Raw genomic sequence first — 22,850 nt, forward strand, 5'->3', positions numbered from 1 at the left:
GCCGCCCCCACAAGACCTGGTCAGAGCGCCGACAGCTCGCTCAGCAAATCGTCCAGGCCCAGCGACCCCTGCGACAGCGCCGCCATGTGCCAGCTCTTGAGGTCGAAGTCCGCGCCGTGCCGGGCGCGGGCCGCCTCCCGGCCCTGCAGCCACACCCGCTCACCGAGCTTGTAGCCGATCGCCTGGCCGGCCATGCCCTGGTAGCGGATGATCTCGCTCTCGACGAAGTCGGCCGGGCGGCTGCTGTGCCGCGCGAAGAACTCGTGCGCCAGCTGCGGCGTCCAGCGCTCACCCGGGTGGAAGGGCGAGTCCGCGGGGATCTCCAGCTCCAGATGCATCCCGATGTCGATGATGACGCGGACGGCCCGCATCATCTGCGCGTCCAGGTAGCCCAGGCGCCGTTCGGCGTTGGTCAGGAAGCCCAGTTCGTCCATGAGCCGCTCGGCGTACAGCGCCCAGCCCTCGGCGTTGGCGCTGACGATGCCCACCGTCGTCTGGTACCGGGAGAGCGAGTCGGCGACATGGGCCCACTGCGCCAGCTGGAGGTGATGGCCGGGCACCCCCTCGTGGTACCAGGTGGAGACCAGGTCGTACGCCGGGAAGCGGGTCTCGCCCATCGTCGGCAGCCAGGTCCGGCCGGGGCGGGAGAAGTCCAGCGACGGCTGGGTGTAGTACGGGGCGGCGGCGCCACCGGGCGGGGCGATCCGTGACTCGACCCGGCGCACCCGCTCCGCCAGCTCGAAGTGGGTGCCGTCCAGTGCCTCAATGGCCTCGTCCATGAGCGACTGGAGCCACTGGCGGGTCTCCTCGACGCCCTCGACCGCCTCGCCGTGCTCATCGCACCAGGCCAGCGCCTCCCATGGCGTCTTCGCCCCGGGCAGCACCTTCTCGGCCTCGGTCTCCATCTCGGCCAGCAGCCGGTGGAACTCGGACCAGCCGTACGCGTACGCCTCGTCCGCGTCGAGGTCGGCGCCGTTGAAGTAGCGGGCGAGGCGGGTGTAGCGCTCCCGGCCCACCACGTCCGGTGCGCCCTCGATGGCGGGGGCGTAGGTGTCACGGAACCAGTCGCGCAGCTCCACCAGGGCGCCGGTGGCCACCCCGGCGGCCTCGGCCAGCTCGGCGCGCAGGGCGTCCGGGCCCGGGTCGGTGAACTCGGCGAACCAGCTGCGGTCCGTGCCGATCCACTCGTCCAACTGGCCGATGACGGTGCGGACCTGGAGCGGTCCAGCGGGCAGGCCCTGCTTGCGGCCGGCGTCGAGTGCGGCGCGGTAGCCCTCCAGCGCGGCGGGTACGGCCCGCAGCCGACGGCCGATCGCCGCCCAGTCCTCGTCGGTCTCGGCGGGGGTGACCGTGAAGACCTCACGGACGTGGTGCAGCGGCGAGCTGAGGTTGCTGACCGTGCGCAGGCCCTCGCCCGCCTCGTGGACCGCCAGCTCGGCGGTCAGCCGCTCGCGCAGCAGCCGGGCACAGATCTGCTCGGCGGCGCTGTCCGCGCCCGGCCGGGCCTCGGCCTCGCTGAGCTTCTCCAGCGTCGTACGGGCGAGCTGGGCCACCGCTTCCTGGCCCGTCGGAGAGAAGTCGGGGAGCTTGCCGGAGCTCTCGGCGATGCCGAGGAAGGTGCCGGTGATCGGGTCCAGGTCGACGAGGGCGTCGACATAGGCGTCGGCGACCTCACGGGGCAGCGGGCCGCCCCCGGAAGTAGTGGTGTGGGACATACGGCCATCCTCGTACGGATCGCCCCGTCGCGTCACCATCAAAGAGCCGTACGTTCCTGTCGCTTTACGGTGCCCTTGCGTTGTGCCGTGGCCGGCCGGGCGTCAGCACGCCCGGCCGGCCGGAGGGTTCGGTGCCCGGTGGGGCTCCGGGGCGCTCAGCGGCGCGCGCTGCCGTCATGGAGGCGGATGCTCTCCTGCGGCTCCCGTGCGGCGGGCCTGCCCGACGGGCGGGCGGTGATCACCAGCGTGCCTTCCTCGATCTGGTAGTCGAGCGGCAGCCGGAGGCCGCGCATCGCTGCCACCATGCCGGTGTTCGAGGCCTGGGTGACCGCGTACACGCTCTCGCAGCCCGCCTCGGCCGCCATCGTCACCAGCCGGCGCAGCAGCTCGGCGCCGATACCGCGCTGCTGCCAGGCGTCCTCGACCAGCAGCGCGACCTCGGTCTCGTCGCCGTCCCACAGCAGATGGCCCAGCGCCACCAGCCGGCCGGAGGCGGTCTCCACGGCCAGGGTGCGGCCGAACCGCGGGCTGAGCAGATGGCCGAGATAGCGGTCCGCGTCGCCGACCGGGCCGTGGTAGCGCAGCCCCAGGGTCTTCGAGGAGCAGCGGTCGTGCATCTCCCGCGCCGCGGCCAGGTCGGAGGTGTCGGCGCGGCGGACGGTGATCTCGTTGCCCTCGGGCAGCGTCAGCACATCACGGCGCGGCGGCACCCGCTGGCCGAGCCGGGCGTCCAGATCGACCAGCGCGCGCACCCGGGCGAACTCGGTGGGGGTGAACGGCAATTGCGGCCTTTCGATGGTGAGGGAGCCCCCGGAGGGGTCGCGGAACTTCATGAGGTGCTCCTCCAGCACGCCCTCCGTGGGGACCTGCTCGGCGAGCGGCTGACCGCGCAGCGAGCGCGCGGGCACCGAATGGATGGTGCAGCGCCCCAGCAACTGCCGTAGCGCCAGGGGGAGTTCGGCGGAGTCCAGGGCCGTGCGGGTGGCCAGCCCCAGCATCCGGGTGGGCGCATCGACGAGATCGTGTGCGTCGGCGCGCTCCAGCCAGCTGTGCGTGCCGCCCGCGCCGGCCACCGTACGGGTCAGCTCGGCGGGCGTCAGCGCGCCGGGCGCGCGCAGCAGGAACTCGTCGACCGTGCCGTCGGAGAGCGGATGGGTCTGCAGGCTGAGGATGTCCACCCGGTGCGCACCCAGCGCGGTGCACAGCGCGGCCAGGCTGCCGGGCTCGTCCTGGACCGTGGTCCGCATGCGCCACAGCGCCGTCTCCTGGCCGTCGGCCCCAGGGGCCCGGCCGGCGGAGGACGGTGCCGTGGCGCCGGTATCGGTCGGCGGCGGGGCGTTTTCGTGGCGTCGTGACCACCAGACGTGGAAGCCCGCCGTGGCGAGGAGTGCCACCGCGGCGGAGCACAGCAGCACCGGGCCCCGCGGGCCGTGCACGACGGTGTTGGCGACGGCGTCGGCCACCGCCACGGCCGTGAAGAGGGCGGCCAGCTCGACGATGTCCCGCCGCCAGTGGGGGCGGCGGGAGGAATGGGCAGAGGATGCTTCAGTCATGCACACAAGCCTGGCGGACAGGTGTTGCCTGATCGCCAACACATTGTGTCCGACGGGTAAAAGACGCAATCGACGCATTGGCCACTACTGTCCTACCCGTCCCGGTTGCAGCACCTTGCTGAACAACACCTGGCCGCCCTCCTGACGAAGCCGCACCGTCAGCTCCCCGCTGCCCCCGTCGATATCGACCTCGCCGAAGTACTGCGGACTCTCCGCTGGGGAGGTGTTGGCACGGTCCGGCGCCTTGATGAACGGCTGCGCGGGCCCAAAGGTTCCGTCCAGCTTCAAAGCCTGGAACCCGCCCGCGTTGAGCGGCCCCGACACGAACTCCCAGAACGGCTCGAAGTCCTTGAACGCGGCCCGCTCCGGCGCGTAGTGCTGCGCCGAGGTGTAGTGGACGTCCGTCGTGAGCCAGACGGTGCCGGTGATCCGGTCGTGCTTGATGTGCCGCAGCAGCTCGGCCATCTGCAGTTCACGTCCCAGGGGAGCGCCCGGATCGCCCTGTGCCACCGCCTCGAAGTCGGTCTTGCCGTCCGGGACGACCAGACCCAGCGGCATATCGGAGGCGATCACCTTCCACACCGCCTGCGAGCGGGAAAGCTCCCGCTTGAGCCAGCGCAGCTGCTCCGCCCCGAGGATGCCCTGCGGGTCGTCGGTCTGCCGGCCCGGCGAATTGGCGTTGCGGTAACGGCGCATGTCCAGGACGAACACATCGAGCAACGGGCCGTGACGCACCACGCGATAGACCCGGCCTCCCCGGTCGGGCCGCAGCGTACGGATCGGGAAATACTCGCTGAAGGCGCGCAGCGACCGCGCGGACAGCACGTCCGTGTCCTTCTCCGTGTACCGGTCGTCGTCGAGCAGCTGCCCCGGGTACCAGTTGTTGTGCACCTCGTGGTCGTCCCACTGCGTGATCGTCGGCACCTGCGCGTTGAAGCGGCGCAGATGGTCGTCGAGCAGGTTGTAGCGGAACGCGCCCCGGAACTCCGCGAGCGTCTCGGCGACCTTGGACTTCTCCTCGGTCGTCACATTCCGCCAGACCCGGCCGTCCGGCAGCGTCACCCGCTCGGGGATCGGGCTGTCGGCGTAGATGTTGTCGCCGCTGCACAGGAAGAAGTCCGGGTTCCGGCGCCGCATGTCCTCGTAGATGCGGTAGCCGCCGCGGTCCGGATTGATGCCCCAGCCCTGCCCGGCCAGATCCCCGGACCAGTGGAAGCGGAGGTCGGCACGACGCCCCGTGGGTGCCGTACGGAACGTTCCGGAGACCGGCTCGCCGGTGCGCCGCGGGTCGTCCGGGTCGGCGAGCAGCACCCGGTAGTGGATCTGCTCACCGGACGGCAGGCCGTGCAGCGAAGTCAGGCCGGTGAAGTCCGTGTCCGGTCCGATCACCGGGCCGCGCCAGGACCGGGCGCCGCGGAACGACTCGGTCGCCGCGGTCTGCACCACCATCCGGGCCGGCCGGTCGGACCGCACCCACACCAGGCCCGACGAGGTGGTGACATCGCCGACCTGGACACCCCAGTCGGCGCTCGGCCGCCCGCTGCGGGCCTGTGCCGGCGCGGCACAGGAGAGCGTGGGCAGTGCCAGCGCCACCGAACCCGCCGCCGCGCCCTGCAGCAGCGACCGCCGTCCGAAGCCCCCGCCGGATCCCTGCGCCATCTCCAACCTCCATGCCTCGACCGACCTCACTGCCGACCCGTTCGTATCGCTGTCCGGTGCCCCGCAGCCGAACGGACGGTGAACAGCGGCCCGTTCACGGACCACGGTGCACCGTTCGCCCGAACGGGTCCGGGGACCTGCGACCGGCGGACCCGGGCCATGGTCGCAAGACCACCGCCCGATCGCCAGGACGCTGCCGTGGCCCATACGGTCCTGATACGCCGCGCCGGCACGGTGGCCCCCAGGAAGGTGACTCCGCATACCGGCCAACGGTTCCGCTCATCTCCGCATCGCCCGCCTGTCTCGCTGCTGGTTCTGTCGCGGCGGGAGCGGTCCAACTCGTAGGACACCGCGGGCTCGTAGGACACCGCGGGCCGATACGCCCTACCCCACGGTGTCGAGGATGACCCGCGCCACCAGCGCCGGATCGTCGTTCATCGGCACATGTCCGCAGCCCGGCAGCCGCACGAGCCGGGCGGCCGGAATGGTGTGCTTGGCGCGTACGCCCTGGCGGGGGAGGAGCAGCCGGTCGCGGCTGCCCCAGGCGATCGTCACCGGGACGTCGGGCACATCGGAGGTGAACCGCACCGCGCGGCCGGCCGCCAGTGTCGGGGCGAAGCCGGGTGCCTCGCGCAGCGCCCGGGTCTCCGCCACGACGGCCTCGGCCGAACGGCGGCCGGGGTGGGCGTAGATGGTGCCGGTCAGCGAGGCGCGGCCGAGGGCGGTCCGGGCCAGCGACTCCACCACCGGCTCGGGCAGCGCCTGCGCGCCGGCGTACATGCCGCGCAGCAGACCGAAGGCGTAACGCCGCTCGGCCGGGGTCCAGAAGCCCGCGGGCGAGAGCGCGGTGACCGACCGCACGGCGCGGGCGCGGCCCAGCTCCAGTGCGAGCAGCCCGCCCAGCGAGTTGCCCACCACATGCGGGCGGTCGACGCCGAGCCCGGTGAACGCCGCGGCGAGGAGCGGGACGACCGACGCCAGGTCGTAGGACGAGCCGCCGGGCAGCGCGGGGGAGGCACCGAACCCCGGCAGATCGAGCGCGATGACCTCGTGGGAGGCGGCAAGGATGTCGCACACCGGGCGCCAGGCCTGGAGATGGTGGCCGATGCCGTGCAGCAGGACGATGGGTTCGCCCACGCCCTTGCGCTCGTAGGCGACCGTGAACGGCGGCCGGTCCGCGGGGGTGATGCGGGCGAAGGAGACCGGGGCGGCCATGGGTGAACTCCTCTGGGGGTGCGGGGCTTTCGGTGGTGCGGAGCGTGCGCTGACACGATGCCAGCTGGGGCTACTGAGTGGTATGGGGCGGCCGGGATGAGGGCGAGTGTGCCGCACACCACGCGCCCACGCGGCCGCTCTGGGTGGTTTCCGCTGGACAAGGCCGGGGCGGCCGGGTGGGATGGAGGGGTGCTGAAGGATTCCGCGACCGAGGTCACCGACGTCTTCGAGGACCACCGTTCCGTGCTGTTCGGGGTGGCCTACCGGATGCTCGGCCGGGTGGCCGATGCCGAGGACGTGGTGCAGGACGCCTGGCTGCGCTGGGCGGGCGCGGACCACACGGCGGTCCGTGAGCCGCGCGCCTTTCTTGTACGGATCACCACTCGGCTGGCCATCGACCGGCTGCGCCAGGTCCAGGCCCGGCGCGAGTCCTATGTGGGGCCCTGGCTGCCGGAGCCGCTGCGGACCGACGTCGGCGGCACCGCCCCGGACACCGCCGAGCGGGCGGTGTTCACCGAATCGGTCACCCTCGCCGTGCTCGTCGTCCTGGAGTCGCTCTCCCCTCTGGAGCGCGCGGTGTTCGTGCTGCGTGAGGCCTTCGGCTACCCATATGCGGAGATCGCCACCACCCTCGACCGCAGTGAGGCGGCGGTCCGGCAACTGGCGGGACGGGCCCGGCGGCATGTGGAGGAGGGCAAACCGCGCTTCGAGGTCGATCCGGACCGGCAGCGGGACCTGACCGAGCGGTTCCTGGCCGCGGCGGCCGGCGACGATCTGGACGGGCTGCTGAGCCTGCTGGCGGCGGACGCCCGGCTGGTCGGGGACAGCGGGGGGAAGGCCAAGGCCCCGCTGCGGATCATCGAGTCCGCGGACAAGGTCGCCCGTTTCCTCTTCGGCGTCACCAGGTCCGTGCCGCCCGGCCTGGAGTTCACCGTCCTCGAACTCAACGGCGGGATCGCGCTGTTGGCGCACGACCACGGTGTGCCGGACTCCGTCGTCCAGCTCGGGATCGCGGACGGCAAGATCCAGACCGTCTATATCGTCCGCAACCCCGAGAAGCTGGAGTCGCTGGCCGCCGGCTGAGCGGCGGCCCGCAGCCCGAGCCGCGGACTCGACAGCACCGGGACGCCCCCGTCGAGCCCCTCGGCGGCCGGCGCCATGGAGGCCTGTGCCAGGACGATCGCATCGGCGTCCCGGACCTCCCGTGCCGCGGCGGCGATGGCCGACAGATAGCCCTCGGTGTCGCCGCTCTCGAAGCGCTCCCACGCGTCCGGCACCAGCACCGTACGCACCCTGACCTCGCGGCCGGCCCGTTGGGCCTCCTGGACGATCAGGTCTTCCGTGGGGGCGAGGGTGCTCTCCAGGGCGGCGAGCACGGCGATCCGCGGGCCGGCGGCGACGGCGGCCGCGGCCATCGGACGGTCCACCCGGAGGACGGGGAGGCCGAGCGCGGCGCCGGCCGCCTCCGCCACCGAACCGATCGTCGAGCAGGTACAGAGCACTGCCCGCGCACCGTGGCCGGCCGCCTCTGAGAGGACGGCGGAGACGTCCGCAGAGACGGCGTCGGGGCCCTGCGCCCTTGCCCGGTCGAGGAGTTCGGGCCGGACGAGGTGATGCACCGCCAGACCGGGGGCCTCCGCGTCCCGCAGCGCGTCGAAGACCGGGACGTGGACGGGCGAGGTGTGCAGCAGCGCGAGCATGGCGGGAACGGTACCGAGCGGCGCCGCGGAGGGCGCGGGCGGGGCGGCCCGTCCGGGCGTGCGGGCGGTCCGAAACGGATACCGGATTGGTCTTGACCAAGGGTGGGGGCGGCCATATCGTCGGGATACTGCAACAACCTTTAATAAAGAAGCGCTCATAATCGGGCGCGCAGCGGGCCCAGATCTGCCGGCCGCGCGCGGCCCGAGTCCCATGGGGGAGCAGCCCCGGTTACGGTCAGTGCGGAGGACAGGGTGGGGACCACGCAGCTCGAAACGGTGCCGGAGCCGAAGTACTGGCACCTCAAGACCGTGCTCAGCGAGGCGCTGGACTCGGAGTTCACGGTCGGCGAGATTCTGCCCAACGAGCGTGATCTGGCGGCGCGGTTCGGCGTCGCACGGGCCACGCTGCGGCAGGCGCTCGAACAGCTGGAGCTGGAAGGCAGACTCCAGCGCCGCCGCGGGGTGGGGACCACGGTCGCACCGCCCCGCGTCGGGGTCGCCGTCGCCCCCGCCCGGCACACCTGGCCCGGCGCCGCCGGTGACGACTGGCAGCCGGTCGACTCCGTCGAGAGCGATACGGTGCCCGCCGCGGTGGCCCGCCTGCTGGAGACGGCCGACGGCGACCGGGTGCACATCGTCCGCCGCAGCCGGGTCACCCAGGGCCGGCCCCTCGCCGCCGAGTTGCTGTACGTCCCGGCGGCCGTGGTCCCGGGCTGCCAGGAGACCGGTGTACTGAACGGCCCGGCGCGCGCCCATGCGGTGCTGCAGGAGCTGCAGTCGCTGGAGCTGGAGGGCCAGGACCGTACCGTCGAGCTCGGCTCGGCCCGTGCGGAGGACGCCAAGCAGCTGGACCGGCTGCCCGGCGCGCCCGTCTTGGTCGTCACCACGCGCTATGTCTCGGGGGGCCGCACCACCGCCGTCGCGGTCTCCACCTACCGTGCGGACACCTGCCGTCTGACCTTCGGTGAGAGCGACGCGGTCGCCCTGCTCGCGGGCTGAGCCCGCCCGGCAGCCGAACGTACGGGCCCGCTCCGGATCATGCTCCGGAGCGGGCCCGTTCCGTTTGCCGGGCCGTGGGGTGGCGGGCGAGGGGGCAGCGGGAGAGGCCGTCGTCGCAGCATGGGCAGTTGGCGGGACCGTCGTCGCGCCGTGGAGCAGTGGGAGGGGTATGGGCACGCCCCGGCTCAGTAGTGGCCGTCAGCGCGCCGCGGTTCCGCGACGGCCCGTCACCGTGCCCTCCACCGCGAAGAGTTCGCCCTCCACGTGGTCGAGCGCCAGCCGCAGTGCCCCGGTGGCCACCGCCGCCTCGCCGAGCTGCGACAGGACGACCTGCGGCGGGCGCAGACAGTAGCGCGCCAACTCCCCGCGCAGCGGCTCCAGTACGCCCGCCAGGCCCGCCGCCCAGCCGCCGATCACCACCAGCTCCGGGTCCAGCGCCAGCACCAGTGCCGCGACATCGTGCACCAGCCGCCGGATGAAGCGGTCCACCGCCTCCCGCGCCTGGGTGTCACCGTCGCGCGCGGCCGCGAAGACCGCCGCCACCTGCGCCTCGTCCAGGGGATGCAGCGGTTCTCCGGTCGTCGACAGCAGCTTCTCCGGTGTCGCCTCGCGGCCGAGCAGATGCAGCGCACCGATCTCCCCGGCGGCCCCGCCGAATCCGCGGTGCAGCCGTCCGCCGATCAGCGAGCCGGCACCGGGACTGAGCCCCGCCAGTACGAAAACGATGTCATCCGAGCCGGTCGCCGCGCCCTGCCAGTGCTCGGCCACCGCGGCGGCGTTCGCGTCGTTCTCGACCAGCACCGGGCAGCGGAACGACCGGCGCAGCCGCTCACCCAGCGGCAGCCCCGTCCAGCCCGGCAGCGCGGTGCTCAGCCGGACGGTGCCGTCCGACTCCACGATGCCGGGGCCGGCCGCCCCGACGGCACGCAGCGAACTGCGGGGCACGCCCGTACGGCGCAGCAGATCGGCCACCACGGCACGGACCCGCTCCAGCCGCTCGTCGGCCGGTGCGGTCTCGTCCACGGGGCGCTGCGCGGTGTCCAGCACCCGTCCGCCCAGATCGGACAGCAGGGCCGCGACGCGGTGCGGGCCGATCTCGATGCCCAGCAGATGGCCGGCTTCCGTACGGAACCGGAACCGGCGGGCCGGCCGCCCCTGGCGACGCGCCGCACCTTCCTCGGCGGGCACCTCGACCACCAGCCCGGTCTCGATGAGCCCCTCGACCACGCCCTCGACCGTGGGCCGGGACAGCCCCGTCACCTGGACGAGGTCGGTGAGCGTGGGGGAGTCCGCGGCGCGCAGCGCGTGCAGCACCACCGCGGAGTTGATCCGTCGCAGCAGGGACGGGTCCCCGCCGGTGAGCCGCCCCAACGTCCGTCTCCCTCACTTCGCGTGTGTGGCGGATCGTAGCCGGTCACCTGAGGGGCGGCGAGACCCGGAGGAACTGCTCGCCGCGGTCAGCCGGGCGAGACGAACCCGGACTCGTACGCGGCGATCACCGCCTGGGTGCGGTCCCTGGCCCCGAGCTTCCCCAGCACCGAGCTGACATGCGTCTTCACGGTCTCGGCCCCCAGGACCAGCTCGTCGGCGATCTCCGCGTTCGACAGCCCACGGGACATCAGCCGCAGCACCTGCTGCTCCCGCGCGGTGAGCGCAGCGCGCTCGAAGTCGGCCCGGGCGCGGTCGTTGCGGCGGCCGGCCGCCATGGTGCGCAGCGCCGCGGGGAGCAGCAGCGAGCCGCCCTCGGCAACGAGCCGCACCGCGTGCACGATCTCGGCAGGCCGGGAGCGCTTGAGCAGAAAGCCGTCCGCGCCCGCGCGCAGCGCCTCGTAGACGTACTCGTCCTCCTCGAACGTGGTGACGACGAGGATCCGGGGCGGCCCGGGCACCGAGCGCAGCACCGCGCGGGTCGCCTCGATGCCGTCCAGGAGCGGCATCCGTACGTCCATGGCGATCACATCGGGCCGGAGCTTCCGCGCCAGCGGGACGACGGACGCTCCGTCGCCCGCCTCGCCCGCCACCTCGATATCGGTCTGCGCTTCCAGAATGGCACGCAGTCCCGCGCGGACCAGCGGCTCGTCGTCGACCAGGAGTACGGAAATCGGCACGGGGTCAGCGTAGTTGGCGCAGCGGGAGGCGGGCGCGCACCCGCCACTCGCCGCCGTCCGGCCCGGTCTCGGCCTCGCCGCCGAGCAGCGCGGCCCGTTCGCGGATGCCGCGCAGACCACGGCCGCGGTGGGCACTGCCGGGGGCCGGGGAGGCGACGGGCAGCGGATTGCGCACCTCCAGTTCCAGTGCGTCGGCGTCGGCGGCTATCCGTACGGACACCGGCACCGGGCCCGCGTGCCGCAGCACATTCGTCAGGGCCTCCTGCACCATGCGGTACCCCTCCCGGGAGACGGGGCCCGGCAGTCTTTCCAGGGGGCCGCTCAGCTCGGCGCGCAGGTCCGCACCCGCGGCCCGTGCCGACTCCAGCAGGCGCTCGGTGTCGGTGAGCGCCGGCCGGCCGGCGGGGCCCGGTGCGTCCTGGCGCAGCAGCCGCAGCGCCCGCTCCAGATCGGCCAGCGCCTCGCGGCCGGTGTCCTCGATGGCGGCCAGCGCCCGCTCGGTGAACTCGGGCGAACCGGCGGTCCGGGCCGCGCCCGCCTGCAGCACGGTGACGGTCAGCGCGTGGCCGATCGCATCGTGCAGCTCCTGGGCCAGCCGGTTGTGTTCCAGCATGCGCTCCGTACGGGCCTCCAGTTCGGTCAGCCGCTCGGCGGCCGAGGGGCCCAGCAGCAGCCGTGCGGCGGCGGCCGTCAGTGAGCCCGCCCCGACGGCGACGGCCGCCAGCAGGACGAGGGGAAGCGGTGCGAGCAGCCCGTACCACCAGTGGGGCGCTTCGATCGCCGGCAGGCCCTTCAGGTGCGTGGGGCGTCCTGCGGAAGCCATCGCGAACGCCCCGGCCACAAGGGGCAGTTGAGCGGTCAGGGCTGAGAGGGCGACGCCCACTTCGAGCCGCAGCAGCAGCCACAGCGCCGTACGGCCACGATCGCTCCAGGAGCCCGACGGGGTCGTGGCGATACCGGACGCGGCACGCGCTTCGAGGCCGTGCGGGCCCGGAGTCAGCAGCAGCTGGGCCTGGAGCCCCTCGACGCGGCGGACCACCGGTATCAGGGCGGCGAACAAGAGCAGTGGCAGGGGGAGCACCGCCATCCACAGCCACGTCAGCCATCCGCCCGCGAAGAAGGGTTTGTTGTACAGGAAGCCGGTCAGCATCCCGGCCACCGAGGCGATCAGCAGATGCAGCCAGCGGGTGTAGGTGACGGCTCGGAAGAGCGGGCGGAGAACGGCGGAGAGCGAGAGGGGCACCCCGTCATCGTGACAGCGGCCACCGGCCCGCGGCCTCCCCCGCCCGGGGGAGGCGTTCCCCGACGGCGGGGGAGGTCAGAGGCCGGGTACGGCAGCCAGCCTTGCGGTATGAACTTCATCGAAGTGCAGCGATTGACGAAGCTCTACGGAACCGTGCGAGCCGTGGACGACCTCACCTTCCGCGTGGAACCGGGGCGGGTCACCGGGTTCCTCGGCCCCAACGGCGCCGGTAAGTCCACCACCATGCGGATGGTCGTGGGTCTGGACCGCCCCACCTCGGGAACCGCCACCGTCGGCGGCCGTGCCTTCCGCGCGCTGGACAACCCGTTGCGGCACGTCGGGGCGCTGCTGGACGCGGGCGCCGCCCACGGGGCCCGGCGCGCCCGCGACCACCTCCTCGCCCTCGCCCACAGCAACCGCATCCCGGTACGGCGCGTGGCGGAGGTCCTGGAGGAGACCGGGCTGTCGGCGGTGGCGGGCAAGCGGGTCAGGACCTTCTCGCTCGGCATGCGGCAGCGGCTCGGCATCGCGGCCGCGCTGCTCGGCGACCCGGCCGTGCTGATGCTGGACGAGCCCGCCAACGGGCTCGACCCGGAGGGCATCATCTGGATCCGTACGCTCCTCAAGCGCCTCGCCGCCGACGGCCGTACGGTGCTGATCTCCAGCCATCTGATGACCGAGACCGCCCTGACCGCCGACCACTTGATCGTGCTGGGGCGCGGCCGGCTGCTTGCCGACACCGCCATGGACACCTTCCTGCGCCAGCACACCCACCGCAGGGTTCGGGTGCGCACGTCGGAAGGGTCCCGGCTGCACGCCGAGCTCGTCCGGGCCGGGTGGGCTGCGGCACCGGACGGATCCGGCGGCTGGCTGGTCGAGGGCGCCGAACCCGCCGATGTCGGCGCGCTCGCCGCCCGCCGGGGCATCCCGGTCCTCGAACTCGCCGACGAGGCGCCCTCGTTGGAAGACGCCTATCTGCGGCTGACCGCGGACGCCGCCGAGTTCGTCTCCGCCACTGCGAAGACCCAGGAGGTCTGAAGCCATGCCGTTCGCCGCCGTGCTCCGCTCCGAGTGGACGAAGATCCGCTCGCTGCGTTCCCTGTCGTACAGCCTCTCCGCCATCCTGGTGGTGACCCTCGCGGTCGCCTGCTTCGTCTGCGGCAGCCATGACGGATCGGATCCACACTTCGACCCGGTCTTCCATGCCTACTTCGGTCTCAACATCGGCCAGTTCGGGGCCATCATCTGCGGCGTCCTCGCGGTCGCGGGGGAGTGGTCCAGCGGCTCCGTCCGGGTCTCGCTGACCGCCGTGCCGCGCCGAGGACTGCTGTACGCGGGCAAGCTCGTCACCGTGGGCGGGCTTGCCCTGGCCGTCGGGCTGGTGGCCGGCTTCGCGTCCGTGACCGTCGGGCAGGCGCTGCTCGGAGAGGCGGGTGTGAGCGTCGGCTCGCCGGGCGTGGTGCGGTCCGCCGTCGGCTGCGGGCTCTACTTCGGGCTGCTCGCGGTGTTCTCCGCCGGTGTCGCCGCGCTGCTGCGCAGCCCGGTCGGGACCCTGAGCCTGCTCGTCCCGCTCTTCCTCTCTCTCGGCCCGCTGTTCGGTTCACTGGACGCGACCAGAAAGGTGGGCCAGTTCCTGCCGGACCGGGCGGGGCAGCAGATTCTGCACCTTGCGCCGGAGGGGGCGCTCGGGGCGTGGTCCGGGATCGCGGTGATGGCAGGCTGGGCGGCGCTGGCCGCGGCAGCGGGGCTGTGGTCACTGCTGCGCAGGGATGTGTGAGGGACCGGGCGCGAGTCAATTGTCAGACCCGGGCGGTTTACTGACGGCATGACCACTGACGCGTATCTCACCGTCATCGACCGATGGCGGCTCCGGGACTTCCCCGCCGCTCCGGGCCGCTCCGCCCTGGTCGAAAGCGGTCCGGGCTTCCACATAGTCGGCCTGCGGGTCAGCCGGGAGTTCTGGGACGCGGACCTCACCGAGGTGGCGGAGGCCGCGGAGGAGTTCGAGGCCGAGCTGACGGCGCTGGTGCGGGCACTGTCCTTACGGTGGGGTGAGCCCGAAATAGTTGATCTTGCCGATCACTTGGAACGGACCGCGCGGGGCCTGCCGGTCCGGCCGCCACTGGACACCCTGTGCGGATACGTCCCGCGGATGCACGGCTGGCGGGTGCAGGGCCGCTGGATCGGCGTCGGGGTGGGGCAGGGCGCGTACGAGCTGCCGATGCAGTTGCTGGTGGCGGTGGGGGAAGGGGCGGCGCTCTAGCGGGAGAAGACGGGCGCGAGCGCCGCGGAGAGGAGGCGGTGCGGGGTGCCGGTGCCGTCGGCGGGGACGGTCCACAGATCGGAGCCGTAGTCGCCCGGCAGGGAGTAGACCAGGGTGTGTCCGTCGCGCCAGACGGCCTGGTCGTCGATGTTGCGGTGTTCGGCGGTCGCGGTCTCGCGCAGGGTGCGCAGGTCGAGGACGTACAGCCGCCAGGGGGCGTCGGGGTCCGCGTCCGCGATCCGCTTCTTGTAGGCGATACGGGTGCCGTCGGGGGACAGGGAGGGGCATTCGACGTTGGGGTGCAGGGCCCGGAGGGTTCTGGTGCTGCGGTCGCCGCGGACGAGGTAGGTCTTTCCGGCCGTGGCGGCGGTGGCGTAGAAGTGGGTGTCGTCGGCGAAGGTGACGCCCCAGACATTGATGTCGACGGCACGGACCCGGTGTCCGTCGACGGTCAGCGCATAGGTCTCCAGGTTGGCGTCCAGGTGCCGGCCGCCGGTGTCGACGACGGAGGTGCGGGTGGAGAAGGCGGTGCCCGCGTAGGAGTCACCGCTGACGAAGACGGTCCAGGCGACGGTGCGGCCGCTGGGGGAGACCCGGGCGCGGGTGGGGGTCCCGGCCAGGTCGTAGTGGCGCCGTTCGCGCAGCCGGTTGTCCAGGACGACGGCGCGGTAGGTGTCCCGGAGTTCGCCGTGGACCGCCTGGAGGCAGATGCCGGTTCCGGAGGCCGCGTGGAACCGCAGGCAGTGGACCCCGGACGCGGTGCGCGGGCCGGTGAGCCGCCCTTCCGGTACGGCGGTGATCTCGTCGCGGTGCGGACCCCAGGCCATGTTCCGGAAGAGACCGTGCCGCGGATCGTCCAGGCGTACGGGCCCGGAGGCCACCTCGGGGCCCCCGGCCTGCGTGCGGTCCTTCCGGTCGGCGCGCCCGGCGGCGTGCAGGGTCGCGCCGACGGCGACCCCGCCGAGTACGAGAACGGCGGCGAGCAGGAGGAGCAGGCGCGCGGTGCGGTTCATCGGGGTGCGGGTCACGGTGTGTGCTCCGAGGGGGAGTTGGGGGCCGGTGCCGGTGCGGCCGGGCGCAGCAGCCGGGCGCTGAGGGCCGCGGCCAGGGCCAGTCCGACGGCCGCGGCGAGGACGGCGGTGTGGTCGCCCCAGGCGGTCCAGGCGGCACCGAAGGCGAGCGAGCAGACGAAGCGGGCGGCCGTCTGACCGGTCTGCACCACCGCCAGCCCGCTGCCGCGGGCGTCCTCGGGCACCGCGTCGGCGGTCGCGGCCGCCAGCACTCCGTCGGTCGCCGCGTAGAACGCGCCGTGCAGGAGGAGGACGCCACAGACCAGCCCCGCGCCGCCGCCGAAGGGAGCCAGCAGCAGCCCGTAGGCGCCGAGCAGCACCAGATGCCCGGCCAGGAACAGCCGCCGCCGGCCGATCCGGTCGGCCAGCGCGCCCATCGGTACCGCCAGCGACAGATACGCCGCGGCGGTGCCCAGCGGGAGCAGCGGAAACCACCCCGCCGGGAGGTCCAGCCGCCGCTGCAGGGCGAGATACAGGAAGGAGTCGCTGACGGTGGTCAGCCCGAGCAGCACGGCGCACGCGGTCAGCCGGCGTACCTGCGGCCGTCGCAGCAGGGCGCGCACCGGCGTCCGGGGCCCGGCCGGGGCCCGTCCGGTGGTGTCCTCCGCGGCGGGCAGTGCGCGCCCCGGGACGAACAGCAGGAGGACGACCACGCCCAGTACGGCGACACAGAAGCTGACCGTGAACACCGCGTCATAGCCTTCCGCCGCCGCCCGCAGCAGCACGAACGCCACCAGCGGGCCGCACAGGGCGCCCGCGGTGTCCATCGCCCGGTGCACCCCGAACGCCCTTCCCCGGGCGGCGGGTTCGGCGGCCAGGGAGATCATCGCGTCCCGCGGCGCGGTCCGCAGCCCCTTGCCGGTCCGGTCCACCGCCAGCACCGCCCCGATCAGCGGCAGCGTGTGCACCATCAGCAACAGCGGCTTGCAGAGGGCGGAGAGCCCGTACCCCACCGCGGCCACCGCCTTGTGCCCGCGCCCGCCGCCCCCGTCCGACAGCCGCCCGCCCACCAGCCGGACCAGCGCACTCACGCCGTTGTACACCCCGTCCAGGACCCCGAACCCCAGGGGGGACAGGCCGAGTTCGGCGACGAGGTACAGCGGGAGCACGGCCGTGACCATCTCCGAGGAGATGTCGGTGATGAGGCTGACGGCGCCCAGGACCAGCACCGTGGAGGGAACGGCGGCCCGGACGCGCCGGCCGCGACCGTCGCGCCGGCCGCCCGGCGATACGGAGGGGGGAGGGGCCGGGCGGCCGTCTGCGAGATACACGGGTCAGCCGGCCCAGATACCGCTGATGTCCTTGGCGTCGGCGGAATGGCCCGCGTGCGAGGTGCCGTACATGTCCTCAAGCGTGCGCAGCACGTCGTAGTGGTTGTAGGTGGTGTCCGAGGTGGAACCGGCCTGCACGGGCTGGCCGTACAGCACGGTCGGGATGCGGTTGCCGCTGAGCCGGTTGTCCTCGTCGAAGGTGAGCAGCAGCAGACTGTTGTGGGTCCTGGCCCAGTCGGCGTAGCTCTTGAGGTGGTTCTTCAGCCAGGTGTCACCCGTGGAGACCGAGCAGTCGTGCATATCGCTGCACAGGTTCGGCACGACGAACGAGACGGTGGGCAGCTTGGAGAAGTCGGAGGGGAACGCGTCGAGGGTGTGCGCCGAGCCGGTGGAGACGTTGCTGAAGCCGAACCACGGGTTGTGCTTCTGCGCGTACTTGCCGCTCTTGCAGGTGGTCGAGCCCTCGGACGGCAGCGACTCGTTGTAGCTCGCCCAGGACTTGCCGGCCGCCGTCAGCTCGGAGGCGAGGTTGGGGGCGTCGCTGAACCCCGGGTCGACGCAGCTGTCGTCGGTGACCCCCTGGGTGTCGCCGGAGAAGAGGGCGTAGTAGTTGGGCTGGCTGGGGTGGGTCTCGGCGTAGGAGGCCTTCAGGCTGGCGCCGCCGGAGGCCAGGGAGTTGATGTACGGGGCGCTGGAACTGCCCATCACCTGGTTGTAGGCGTGGTTCTCGAAGACCACCACGACCACATGGTCGGGGGTGGGCACGGCGGCCGCGGCGGGCTCGGCGCCGAAGCCGTTGCCGGCCCAGATGCCGAGACCGGCGGTGGCCAGGCCGAACGCCGCGGCGAGCGCGGTGACTTTGCGGCGGCGTGAGCGGCGGATGCGGTGGGAGGAGGGGGACACGGCGGCGGAAGGGGACGCGGACGTGGCAGGCACGGCAGTCTCCGTGGGGAGTGGGGGAGTGCACGGGCGGCGTCAGAGTAGAACCGTCCGGTAGCCATGTACATGCCTTCAAGATGACGGCCGGCCGAACGGTGGACGGCCTTATGCGCCGCCCTTATGCGCCGTCGTCCTCCGCGAACGCCGCGGCGCGCAGCCGTCCGTACTCCTCCGCCATGGCCGCCACCGTCCAATGGGCGTTCAGACCGCTGGGGTTGGGCAGGGCCCAGAGGCGGGTGTCGCCCAGCATGCGCTGCTGCGGCCCGATCGCCGCCTTCTTGTCGTCGAAGGCGACGCGGTACGCCGTGACACCGGCGACGGCGAGCCAGCGGGGGCGCAGCCGCGCCACCTTCTCGGCCAGCAGCCGGCCGCCCTCGCGGTACTCCTGCGCGGTCAGCTCGTCGGCCTTGGCCGTCGCCCGCGCCACGACATTGGTGATGCCGAGGCCGTGGGCGAGCAACTCCTCCTGCTCGGCGGGCCGGAACTGGCGCGGCGTGAAACCGGCGGCATGCAGAACCGGCCAGAAGCGGTTGCCGGGCCGGGCGAAGTGGTGGCCGGTGGCCGCCGTCATCAGCCCGGGGTTGATGCCGCAGAAGAGCACCCGCAGGCCGCTCGCGGCCACGTCCGGGACGACGCGGTCGCGAGCGGCTGCCAGCTCTTCGGGGGTGAAGCCCATGGGCCCTCGCGTCAGAGGATCGAGCCGGGGGTGTACGCCGCGGCCTCCGGGTGCTGCTTGGTGATCTCCTCGATCCGGGCGACGACGGCCGCCACCTGGTCGGCCGCCGCGCCGGTGAAGGAGAGCTTGTCCGCCATCAGGGCGTCCAGCTGCGCCTTGTCCAGCGGGATCCGCGCATCCGCGGCGAGCTTGTCCAGCAGCTCGTTGCGCTCCGCGCCCTGCTCCCGCATGGCCAGCGCCGACGCGACCGCGTTCTCCTTGATCGCCTCGTGCGCCTCCTCGCGGCCCACACCGGCGCGCACGGCACCCATCAGCACCTTCGTCGTGGCGAGGAACGGCAGATAGCGGTCCAGCTCGCGGGCGACGACGGCGGGGAAGGCGCCGAACTCGTCGAGCACGGTCAGGAACGTCTCCAGCAGGCCGTCCAGCGCGAAGAAGGAGTCCGGCAGGGCGACCCGGCGCACCACGGAGCAGGACACATCGCCCTCGTTCCACTGGTCACCGGAGAGCTCACCGGCCATCGAGGCATAGCCGCGCAGGATCACCATGAGGCCGTTGACGCGCTCGCAGGAGCGGGTGTTCATCTTGTGCGGCATCGCCGAGGAGCCGACCTGGCCGGGCTTGAAGCCCTCGGTGACCAGCTCGTGCCCGGCCATCAGCCGGATGGTCTTGGCCAGCGAGGAGGGGGCGGCGGCCAGCTGCACCAGCGAGGTCACCACGTCGTAGTCGAGCGAGCGCGGGTAGACCTGGCCGACGGAGGTGAAGGCCTGGCCGAAGCCGAGGTGCGCGGCGATCCGCTGCTCCAGCTCGGCGAGCTTGGCGGCGTCCCCGCCCAGCAGGTCGAGCATGTCCTGGGCGGTGCCGACGGGGCCCTTGATACCGCGCAGCGGGTAGCGGGTGAGCAGGTCCTCCACCCGGCCGTACGCGACCAGCAGCTCGTCCGCCGCGGTCGCGAAGCGCTTGCCCAGCGTCGTGGCCTGCGCCGCGACATTGTGCGAGCGGCCCGCGAGGACCAGCTCGGCATTCTGGGCGGCCAGCGAGCCCAGGCGCGCCAGCACGGCGACCGTACGGTCCCGCATCAGCTCCAGCGACAGCCGCACCTGCAGCTGCTCGACGTTCTCCGTCAGGTCACGGGAGGTCATGCCCTTGTGGACCTGCTCATGGCCGGCGAGGGCGTTGAACTCCTCGATACGGGCCTTGACGTCGTGCCGGGTGACCTTCTCGCGCTCGGCGATGGAGGCCAGGTCGACGGTGTCCAGGACCCGCTCGTAGTCGGCCAGCGCCTGCTCGGGGACCTCCACCCCCAGGTCCTTCTGTGCACGCAGCACGGCAAGCCACAGCTTCCGCTCCAGCTTGACCTTGTATTCGGGGGACCACAGCACGGCCAGCTCCGCGGAGGCGTAGCGGCCGGCCAGGACATTGGGGATGCGAGGCTTCGCAGACACAGCAGTCACGTGGTCAGAGTCTACTGGCGGTTTGCGCAGGCCAGCGCCCCGGTCCCGGCTGTAGGTTCCTCCAAGCCGAGGCCCGAGGCTCCGGAGCCCGGCGACGCCGGGTGTCAGTCCTCGTACGGCAGCAGTTCGGGGCGCTTGGCCGGGCGGCCGTCGCCCGAGGACCGGCCGGTGAGCCGGCGGACCGTCCACGGCACCAGATGCTCGCGCGCGAACCGCAGATCCGCGGCGCGCCGTGCACCCCAGCCCGGCGGTGCGGCGGCCGGCAGCGGCGCGTCCCAGTCCGACTCGGCGGCCAGCCCGAGTGCCTGCCAGACGGCCTCCGCGACCCGGCGGTGCCCCTCGGCGTTCAGATGCAGCCGGTCGTCGGCCCACAGCCGCGGGTCGGACAGCGCCCGCGACCCGTACAGATCCACGACCACCGCACCGTGCCGCGCGGCCACCTCGTCGATCCGCGCGAACAGCTGCTCCATGCGCGGCCGGAAGCGCTCCAGCACCGGGCCCTGCCGCCCCGGGCTGCGCATCAGCACCAGCTGCCCGCCGCCCTTGGCCAGCTGCCCGGCGGCGTCCTCGAACCGGGCGCACACCTGGGCCACTTCGCACTTGGGCCGCAGGACGTCGTTGAGCCCGCCGACCAGCGTCACCAGATCGGCGCCCATCGCGGCCGCCGGCCCGCACTGCTCGTCGGCGATCTGCCCGATGAGCTTGCCGCGCACCGCGAGATTGGCGTAGCGGAAGCCCGGTGCGGCGGCGGGTTCCCCGGACGGCGGCCGGGCCGCTGCCGCCAGCCGGGCGGCGAGCAGATCGGCCCAGCCGCGGTACGAGCCGTCCGGCAGGGCGTCCGACATTCCCTCGGTGAAGCTGTCGCCGACCGCGACGAAACTGGTGTAACGGGCATTCATCTCCATGGCGCGGTGATCCTACCGCTCGCCGTACCGCGCGGTATGCCCGGTCCCGCGGGATGCGGCAGTCGCCCGCGGTGTACGGTCTGGTGGCGTCCGGACGGCGAGGGAAGAGGCAGGTGGCCGCGCGATGACTCCCCGCCGGGGTGACGGCCCCGACGAGCCGACGTTCACCGAACGGGCCCGCCGCGAGCAGCTCATCGACGCCACCATCGACGTGATCTCCACCCGGGGGTACCCCGCGACCTCGCTGTCGGCGATCGCCGAGCGGGCCGGGCTGTCCAAGGCCGCGGTGCTCTACCACTTCTCCTCGAAGGACAAGCTCACCCGGGCGGCGCTGGAGCAGGTGATGGAGCAGTTCAGCGCCTACGTCACCGAGCGACTGGCGCGGGCGGCCGGCCCGCGGGACGCGATCGTCGCCTACGTACGGGCGATGATCGGTTACCAGCAGGCCAACCGCCGCCAGGTCCGGGTGATCACCGAGATGCTGCTCGACGACGAGGGCGGGACCCGGCTCAAGACGCCGGGCTCGCATGACACCCACGGCCGGTGGCAGGGCCTCGCCGATCTGCTGACGGAGGGTCAGAAGGCGGGCGTGCTGCGGGAGTTCGACCCGCGGACCGTCGCCCTGGCGATCGGCGGTGCGATCGACGGAGTGATCGCGCACTGGCTGGCCCACCCCGAACTCGATCTGGACGCCGCGGCCGCGGAGCTGGAGGAGTTCACCCTCAACGCGATCGAGCGGCGGAGCTGACCCGGGCGAAGGCGGGGGCACGCTCGGGGCGTATGCCGAACCCGCCCAGATAGCCCGCCACGGTCCGCAGGGGCGGCACCCGCCGCAGCAGCCGCACCGGCACCGGCAGCCGGTCGCCGTCGAGCGTGCCGGCCAGCGCGGAGCGGATCATCGTGTGCTCGGCCTGCTGGGACCTCTGCACCACGGTCATCGGCAGCTCCCGCCGCTTCTGCACCCGCGCCAGATCGGCCACTCCGACCGTGCCCCGGCGCAGTGGCTCCGCCAGGATCCGGGCCGCCGCCACCGCGTCCTGGAGCGCGAGATTGACCCCCACGCCGCCGACCGGCGACATGGTGTGCGCCGCGTCCCCGATGCACAGCAGACCGTGCCGGTGCCAGCGCCGCAGCCGGCCGAAGGTGACCTCCAGCAGCTTGACGTCGTCCCACGAGGCGATCGCGCCGGTCACCGCGTCGTCCCAGCCGAACAGCGCCCCGAGCCGGTCCCGCAGCCACTGGATGTCCCGGGCGCGCAGCTCCGCGTCCCGGCCCTTCTCGATCAGATAGGAGGTCTGGTAGTACGTGCCGCGGTCCATGGTGACCGCGACCTGGCCGCCGCCGAAGTGAGCGAAGACCCGGCCGCTCTTGAGGCTGTCGGCCGGGGCGTCCACCCGCACCTGCCAGACGTCCATCGGCACCTCGAACAGCTGCTGTCGCAGCCCGGCGGCCTGCCGCACCACCGAGTCCCGGCCGTCGCAGGCAACCGTCAGGGAGGCGGCGAGCTCGCGGGGGGTGCCGTCCTCGTCGAGGAACCGCACCCCCGTGACCCGGTCGCCCCTCGTGCGCAGCCCGGTGACCCTGGTGCGCATCCGCAGGGTGAAGTTCGGCTCCTCGGCGGCCGCGCCCGCGAGCAGATCGAGGAAGTCCCACTGCGGGACCATGGCGAAGTACTTGTGCCGGCCGGGGAGGCGCCGCATATCGCCCAGCACGACCGTGGTGCCGCCGATCTGCGCCCGCATCTCCTCCAGCTTGGCGAACGGCAGCCGTGCGAAGGCCTCGCCGAGGCCGAGTTCGTCCAGCAGTCGCAGGGTCGACGGATGGACGGTGTCCCCGCGGAAGTCCCGCAGGAAGTCTCCGTGCTTCTCCAGCACGGTCACCTCGATGCCGGCCCGGGCCAGCAGCAGTCCGAGCATCATCCCGGCGGGTCCCCCGCCCACGATGCAGCACGTTGTGCGGTCCATGTGTGTGCCCCCTCCTCGCTACGCATGCGATGGCGACCGGCGGGGAAGCAAAGCCCTGACCGATCGGTCAGCAATCTAACCGATCGGTCAGGCGTCGTGGGGCACCGCCCCCCTCG

Annotated in this window: 21 protein-coding genes; 6 read left to right on the forward strand and 15 right to left on the reverse strand. The window is 72.9% G+C overall.

What is annotated here, in order from left to right; all coding sequences use genetic code 11:
* Positions 1–20: 20 nt before the first annotated feature.
* The 4 genes from NUT86_RS37335 to NUT86_RS37350 all read right to left on the reverse strand — a co-directional run bounded on the left by NUT86_RS37335 (position 21) and on the right by NUT86_RS37350 (position 6,142).
* A complete protein-coding gene (locus NUT86_RS37335) occupies positions 21–1,715 on the reverse strand; it encodes a DUF885 domain-containing protein (RefSeq protein WP_274739833.1) in 1,695 nt (564 codons plus the stop codon).
* Between the two features lie 155 nt (positions 1,716–1,870).
* Positions 1,871–3,268: a GNAT family N-acetyltransferase gene (locus NUT86_RS37340; protein WP_018092541.1), complete on the reverse strand. Its 1,398-nt coding sequence runs from the start codon at positions 3,266–3,268 to the stop codon at positions 1,871–1,873.
* Positions 3,269–3,352: 84 nt separating this feature from the next.
* Positions 3,353–4,927: an alkaline phosphatase D family protein gene (locus tag NUT86_RS37345; RefSeq protein WP_018092542.1), complete on the reverse strand. Its 1,575-nt coding sequence runs from the start codon at positions 4,925–4,927 to the stop codon at positions 3,353–3,355.
* 384 nt (positions 4,928–5,311) lie between these two features.
* Entirely contained in the window at positions 5,312–6,142 is an 831-nt protein-coding gene (locus tag NUT86_RS37350; RefSeq protein ID WP_274739836.1) for an alpha/beta fold hydrolase, read from the reverse strand.
* A 189-nt stretch (positions 6,143–6,331) separates the two neighbouring features.
* On the opposite strand from NUT86_RS37350, the gene NUT86_RS37355 reads away from it, so the two are divergent.
* Entirely contained in the window at positions 6,332–7,225 is an 894-nt protein-coding gene (locus tag NUT86_RS37355) for an RNA polymerase sigma-70 factor (RefSeq protein WP_159484417.1), read from the forward strand.
* Here the strand turns inward: NUT86_RS37355 and NUT86_RS37360 are convergent.
* Positions 7,177–7,842: an aspartate/glutamate racemase family protein gene (locus tag NUT86_RS37360; RefSeq protein ID WP_274739839.1), complete on the reverse strand. Its 666-nt coding sequence runs from the start codon at positions 7,840–7,842 to the stop codon at positions 7,177–7,179. The two genes, NUT86_RS37355 and NUT86_RS37360, sit on opposite strands and share 49 nt — an antisense overlap.
* A 252-nt stretch (positions 7,843–8,094) precedes the next feature.
* On the opposite strand from NUT86_RS37360, the gene NUT86_RS37365 reads away from it, so the two are divergent.
* Positions 8,095–8,841 carry a GntR family transcriptional regulator gene (locus NUT86_RS37365; protein WP_266441290.1) on the forward strand — a complete coding sequence of 249 codons (747 nt, stop codon included), beginning with the start codon at positions 8,095–8,097 and terminating at the stop codon, positions 8,839–8,841.
* Between the two features lie 198 nt (positions 8,842–9,039).
* Here the strand turns inward: NUT86_RS37365 and NUT86_RS37370 are convergent, their stop codons facing one another.
* The 3 genes from NUT86_RS37370 to NUT86_RS37380 form a co-directional block, all read right to left on the reverse strand.
* A complete protein-coding gene (locus tag NUT86_RS37370) occupies positions 9,040–10,212 on the reverse strand; it encodes an ROK family transcriptional regulator (protein ID WP_274739843.1) in 1,173 nt (390 codons plus the stop codon).
* 86 nt (positions 10,213–10,298) lie between these two features.
* The gene (locus tag NUT86_RS37375) at positions 10,299–10,949 is read right to left on the reverse strand and encodes a response regulator (protein WP_159484410.1); all 651 of its coding nucleotides are present in this window, start codon (positions 10,947–10,949) and stop codon (positions 10,299–10,301) included.
* A 4-nt stretch (positions 10,950–10,953) separates the two neighbouring features.
* Positions 10,954–12,192, reverse strand: coding sequence for a sensor histidine kinase (locus NUT86_RS37380; RefSeq protein ID WP_274739844.1), 1,239 nt, complete (start codon positions 12,190–12,192; stop codon positions 10,954–10,956).
* Between the two features lie 108 nt (positions 12,193–12,300).
* Here NUT86_RS37380 and NUT86_RS37385 point away from each other — a divergent pair, with 108 nt between their 5' ends.
* From NUT86_RS37385 to NUT86_RS37395, 3 genes are read left to right on the forward strand one after another with little or no spacing between them, the layout of a single operon-like run.
* Positions 12,301–13,230 carry an ATP-binding cassette domain-containing protein gene (locus NUT86_RS37385; protein WP_159484406.1) on the forward strand — a complete coding sequence of 310 codons (930 nt, stop codon included), beginning with the start codon at positions 12,301–12,303 and terminating at the stop codon, positions 13,228–13,230.
* Positions 13,231–13,234: 4 nt separating this feature from the next.
* Entirely contained in the window at positions 13,235–13,969 is a 735-nt protein-coding gene (locus NUT86_RS37390; RefSeq protein WP_274739847.1) for an ABC transporter permease subunit, read from the forward strand.
* Between the two features lie 48 nt (positions 13,970–14,017).
* Positions 14,018–14,455 carry a hypothetical protein gene (locus NUT86_RS37395; protein ID WP_274739849.1) on the forward strand — a complete coding sequence of 146 codons (438 nt, stop codon included), beginning with the start codon at positions 14,018–14,020 and terminating at the stop codon, positions 14,453–14,455.
* On the opposite strand, the gene NUT86_RS37400 is transcribed toward NUT86_RS37395, so the two are convergent.
* The 6 genes from NUT86_RS37400 to NUT86_RS37425 form a co-directional block, all read right to left on the reverse strand.
* Entirely contained in the window at positions 14,452–15,468 is a 1,017-nt protein-coding gene (locus NUT86_RS37400) for a TolB family protein (RefSeq protein ID WP_274740740.1), read from the reverse strand. The genes NUT86_RS37395 and NUT86_RS37400 overlap by 4 nt on opposite strands.
* An 11-nt stretch (positions 15,469–15,479) precedes the next feature.
* Positions 15,480–16,796 (reverse strand): MFS transporter, encoded by a 1,317-nt coding sequence (locus NUT86_RS37405; RefSeq protein ID WP_266441304.1) that lies wholly within the window; start codon positions 16,794–16,796, stop codon positions 15,480–15,482.
* Positions 16,797–16,799: 3 nt separating this feature from the next.
* Positions 16,800–17,678 (reverse strand): alkaline phosphatase family protein, encoded by an 879-nt coding sequence (locus NUT86_RS37410; RefSeq protein WP_446750848.1) that lies wholly within the window; start codon positions 17,676–17,678, stop codon positions 16,800–16,802.
* A gap of 175 nt (positions 17,679–17,853) precedes the next feature.
* Complete coding sequence (gene mug / locus NUT86_RS37415) at positions 17,854–18,411, reverse strand: G/U mismatch-specific DNA glycosylase (RefSeq protein WP_262041210.1); 558 nt, start codon at positions 18,409–18,411, stop codon at positions 17,854–17,856.
* Positions 18,412–18,422: 11 nt separating this feature from the next.
* A complete protein-coding gene (gene purB, locus NUT86_RS37420; protein WP_159488768.1) occupies positions 18,423–19,856 on the reverse strand; it encodes an adenylosuccinate lyase in 1,434 nt (477 codons plus the stop codon).
* A 113-nt stretch (positions 19,857–19,969) separates the two neighbouring features.
* Positions 19,970–20,770 (reverse strand): SGNH/GDSL hydrolase family protein, encoded by an 801-nt coding sequence (locus tag NUT86_RS37425; RefSeq protein WP_274739851.1) that lies wholly within the window; start codon positions 20,768–20,770, stop codon positions 19,970–19,972.
* A 124-nt stretch (positions 20,771–20,894) separates the two neighbouring features.
* Between NUT86_RS37425 and NUT86_RS37430 the strand changes: the two genes are divergently transcribed.
* Positions 20,895–21,518, forward strand: coding sequence for a TetR/AcrR family transcriptional regulator (locus NUT86_RS37430; protein WP_159484396.1), 624 nt, complete (start codon positions 20,895–20,897; stop codon positions 21,516–21,518).
* Here the strand turns inward: NUT86_RS37430 and NUT86_RS37435 are convergent.
* Positions 21,493–22,734: an FAD-dependent oxidoreductase gene (locus NUT86_RS37435; RefSeq protein ID WP_274739853.1), complete on the reverse strand. Its 1,242-nt coding sequence runs from the start codon at positions 22,732–22,734 to the stop codon at positions 21,493–21,495. The genes NUT86_RS37430 and NUT86_RS37435 overlap by 26 nt on opposite strands.
* Positions 22,735–22,850: the final 116 nt, after the last annotated feature.

The sequence above is a fragment of the Streptomyces sp. G7(2002) genome (genome assembly GCF_028870195.1).
GTDB lineage: Bacteria > Actinomycetota > Actinomycetes > Streptomycetales > Streptomycetaceae > Streptomyces > Streptomyces nigrescens.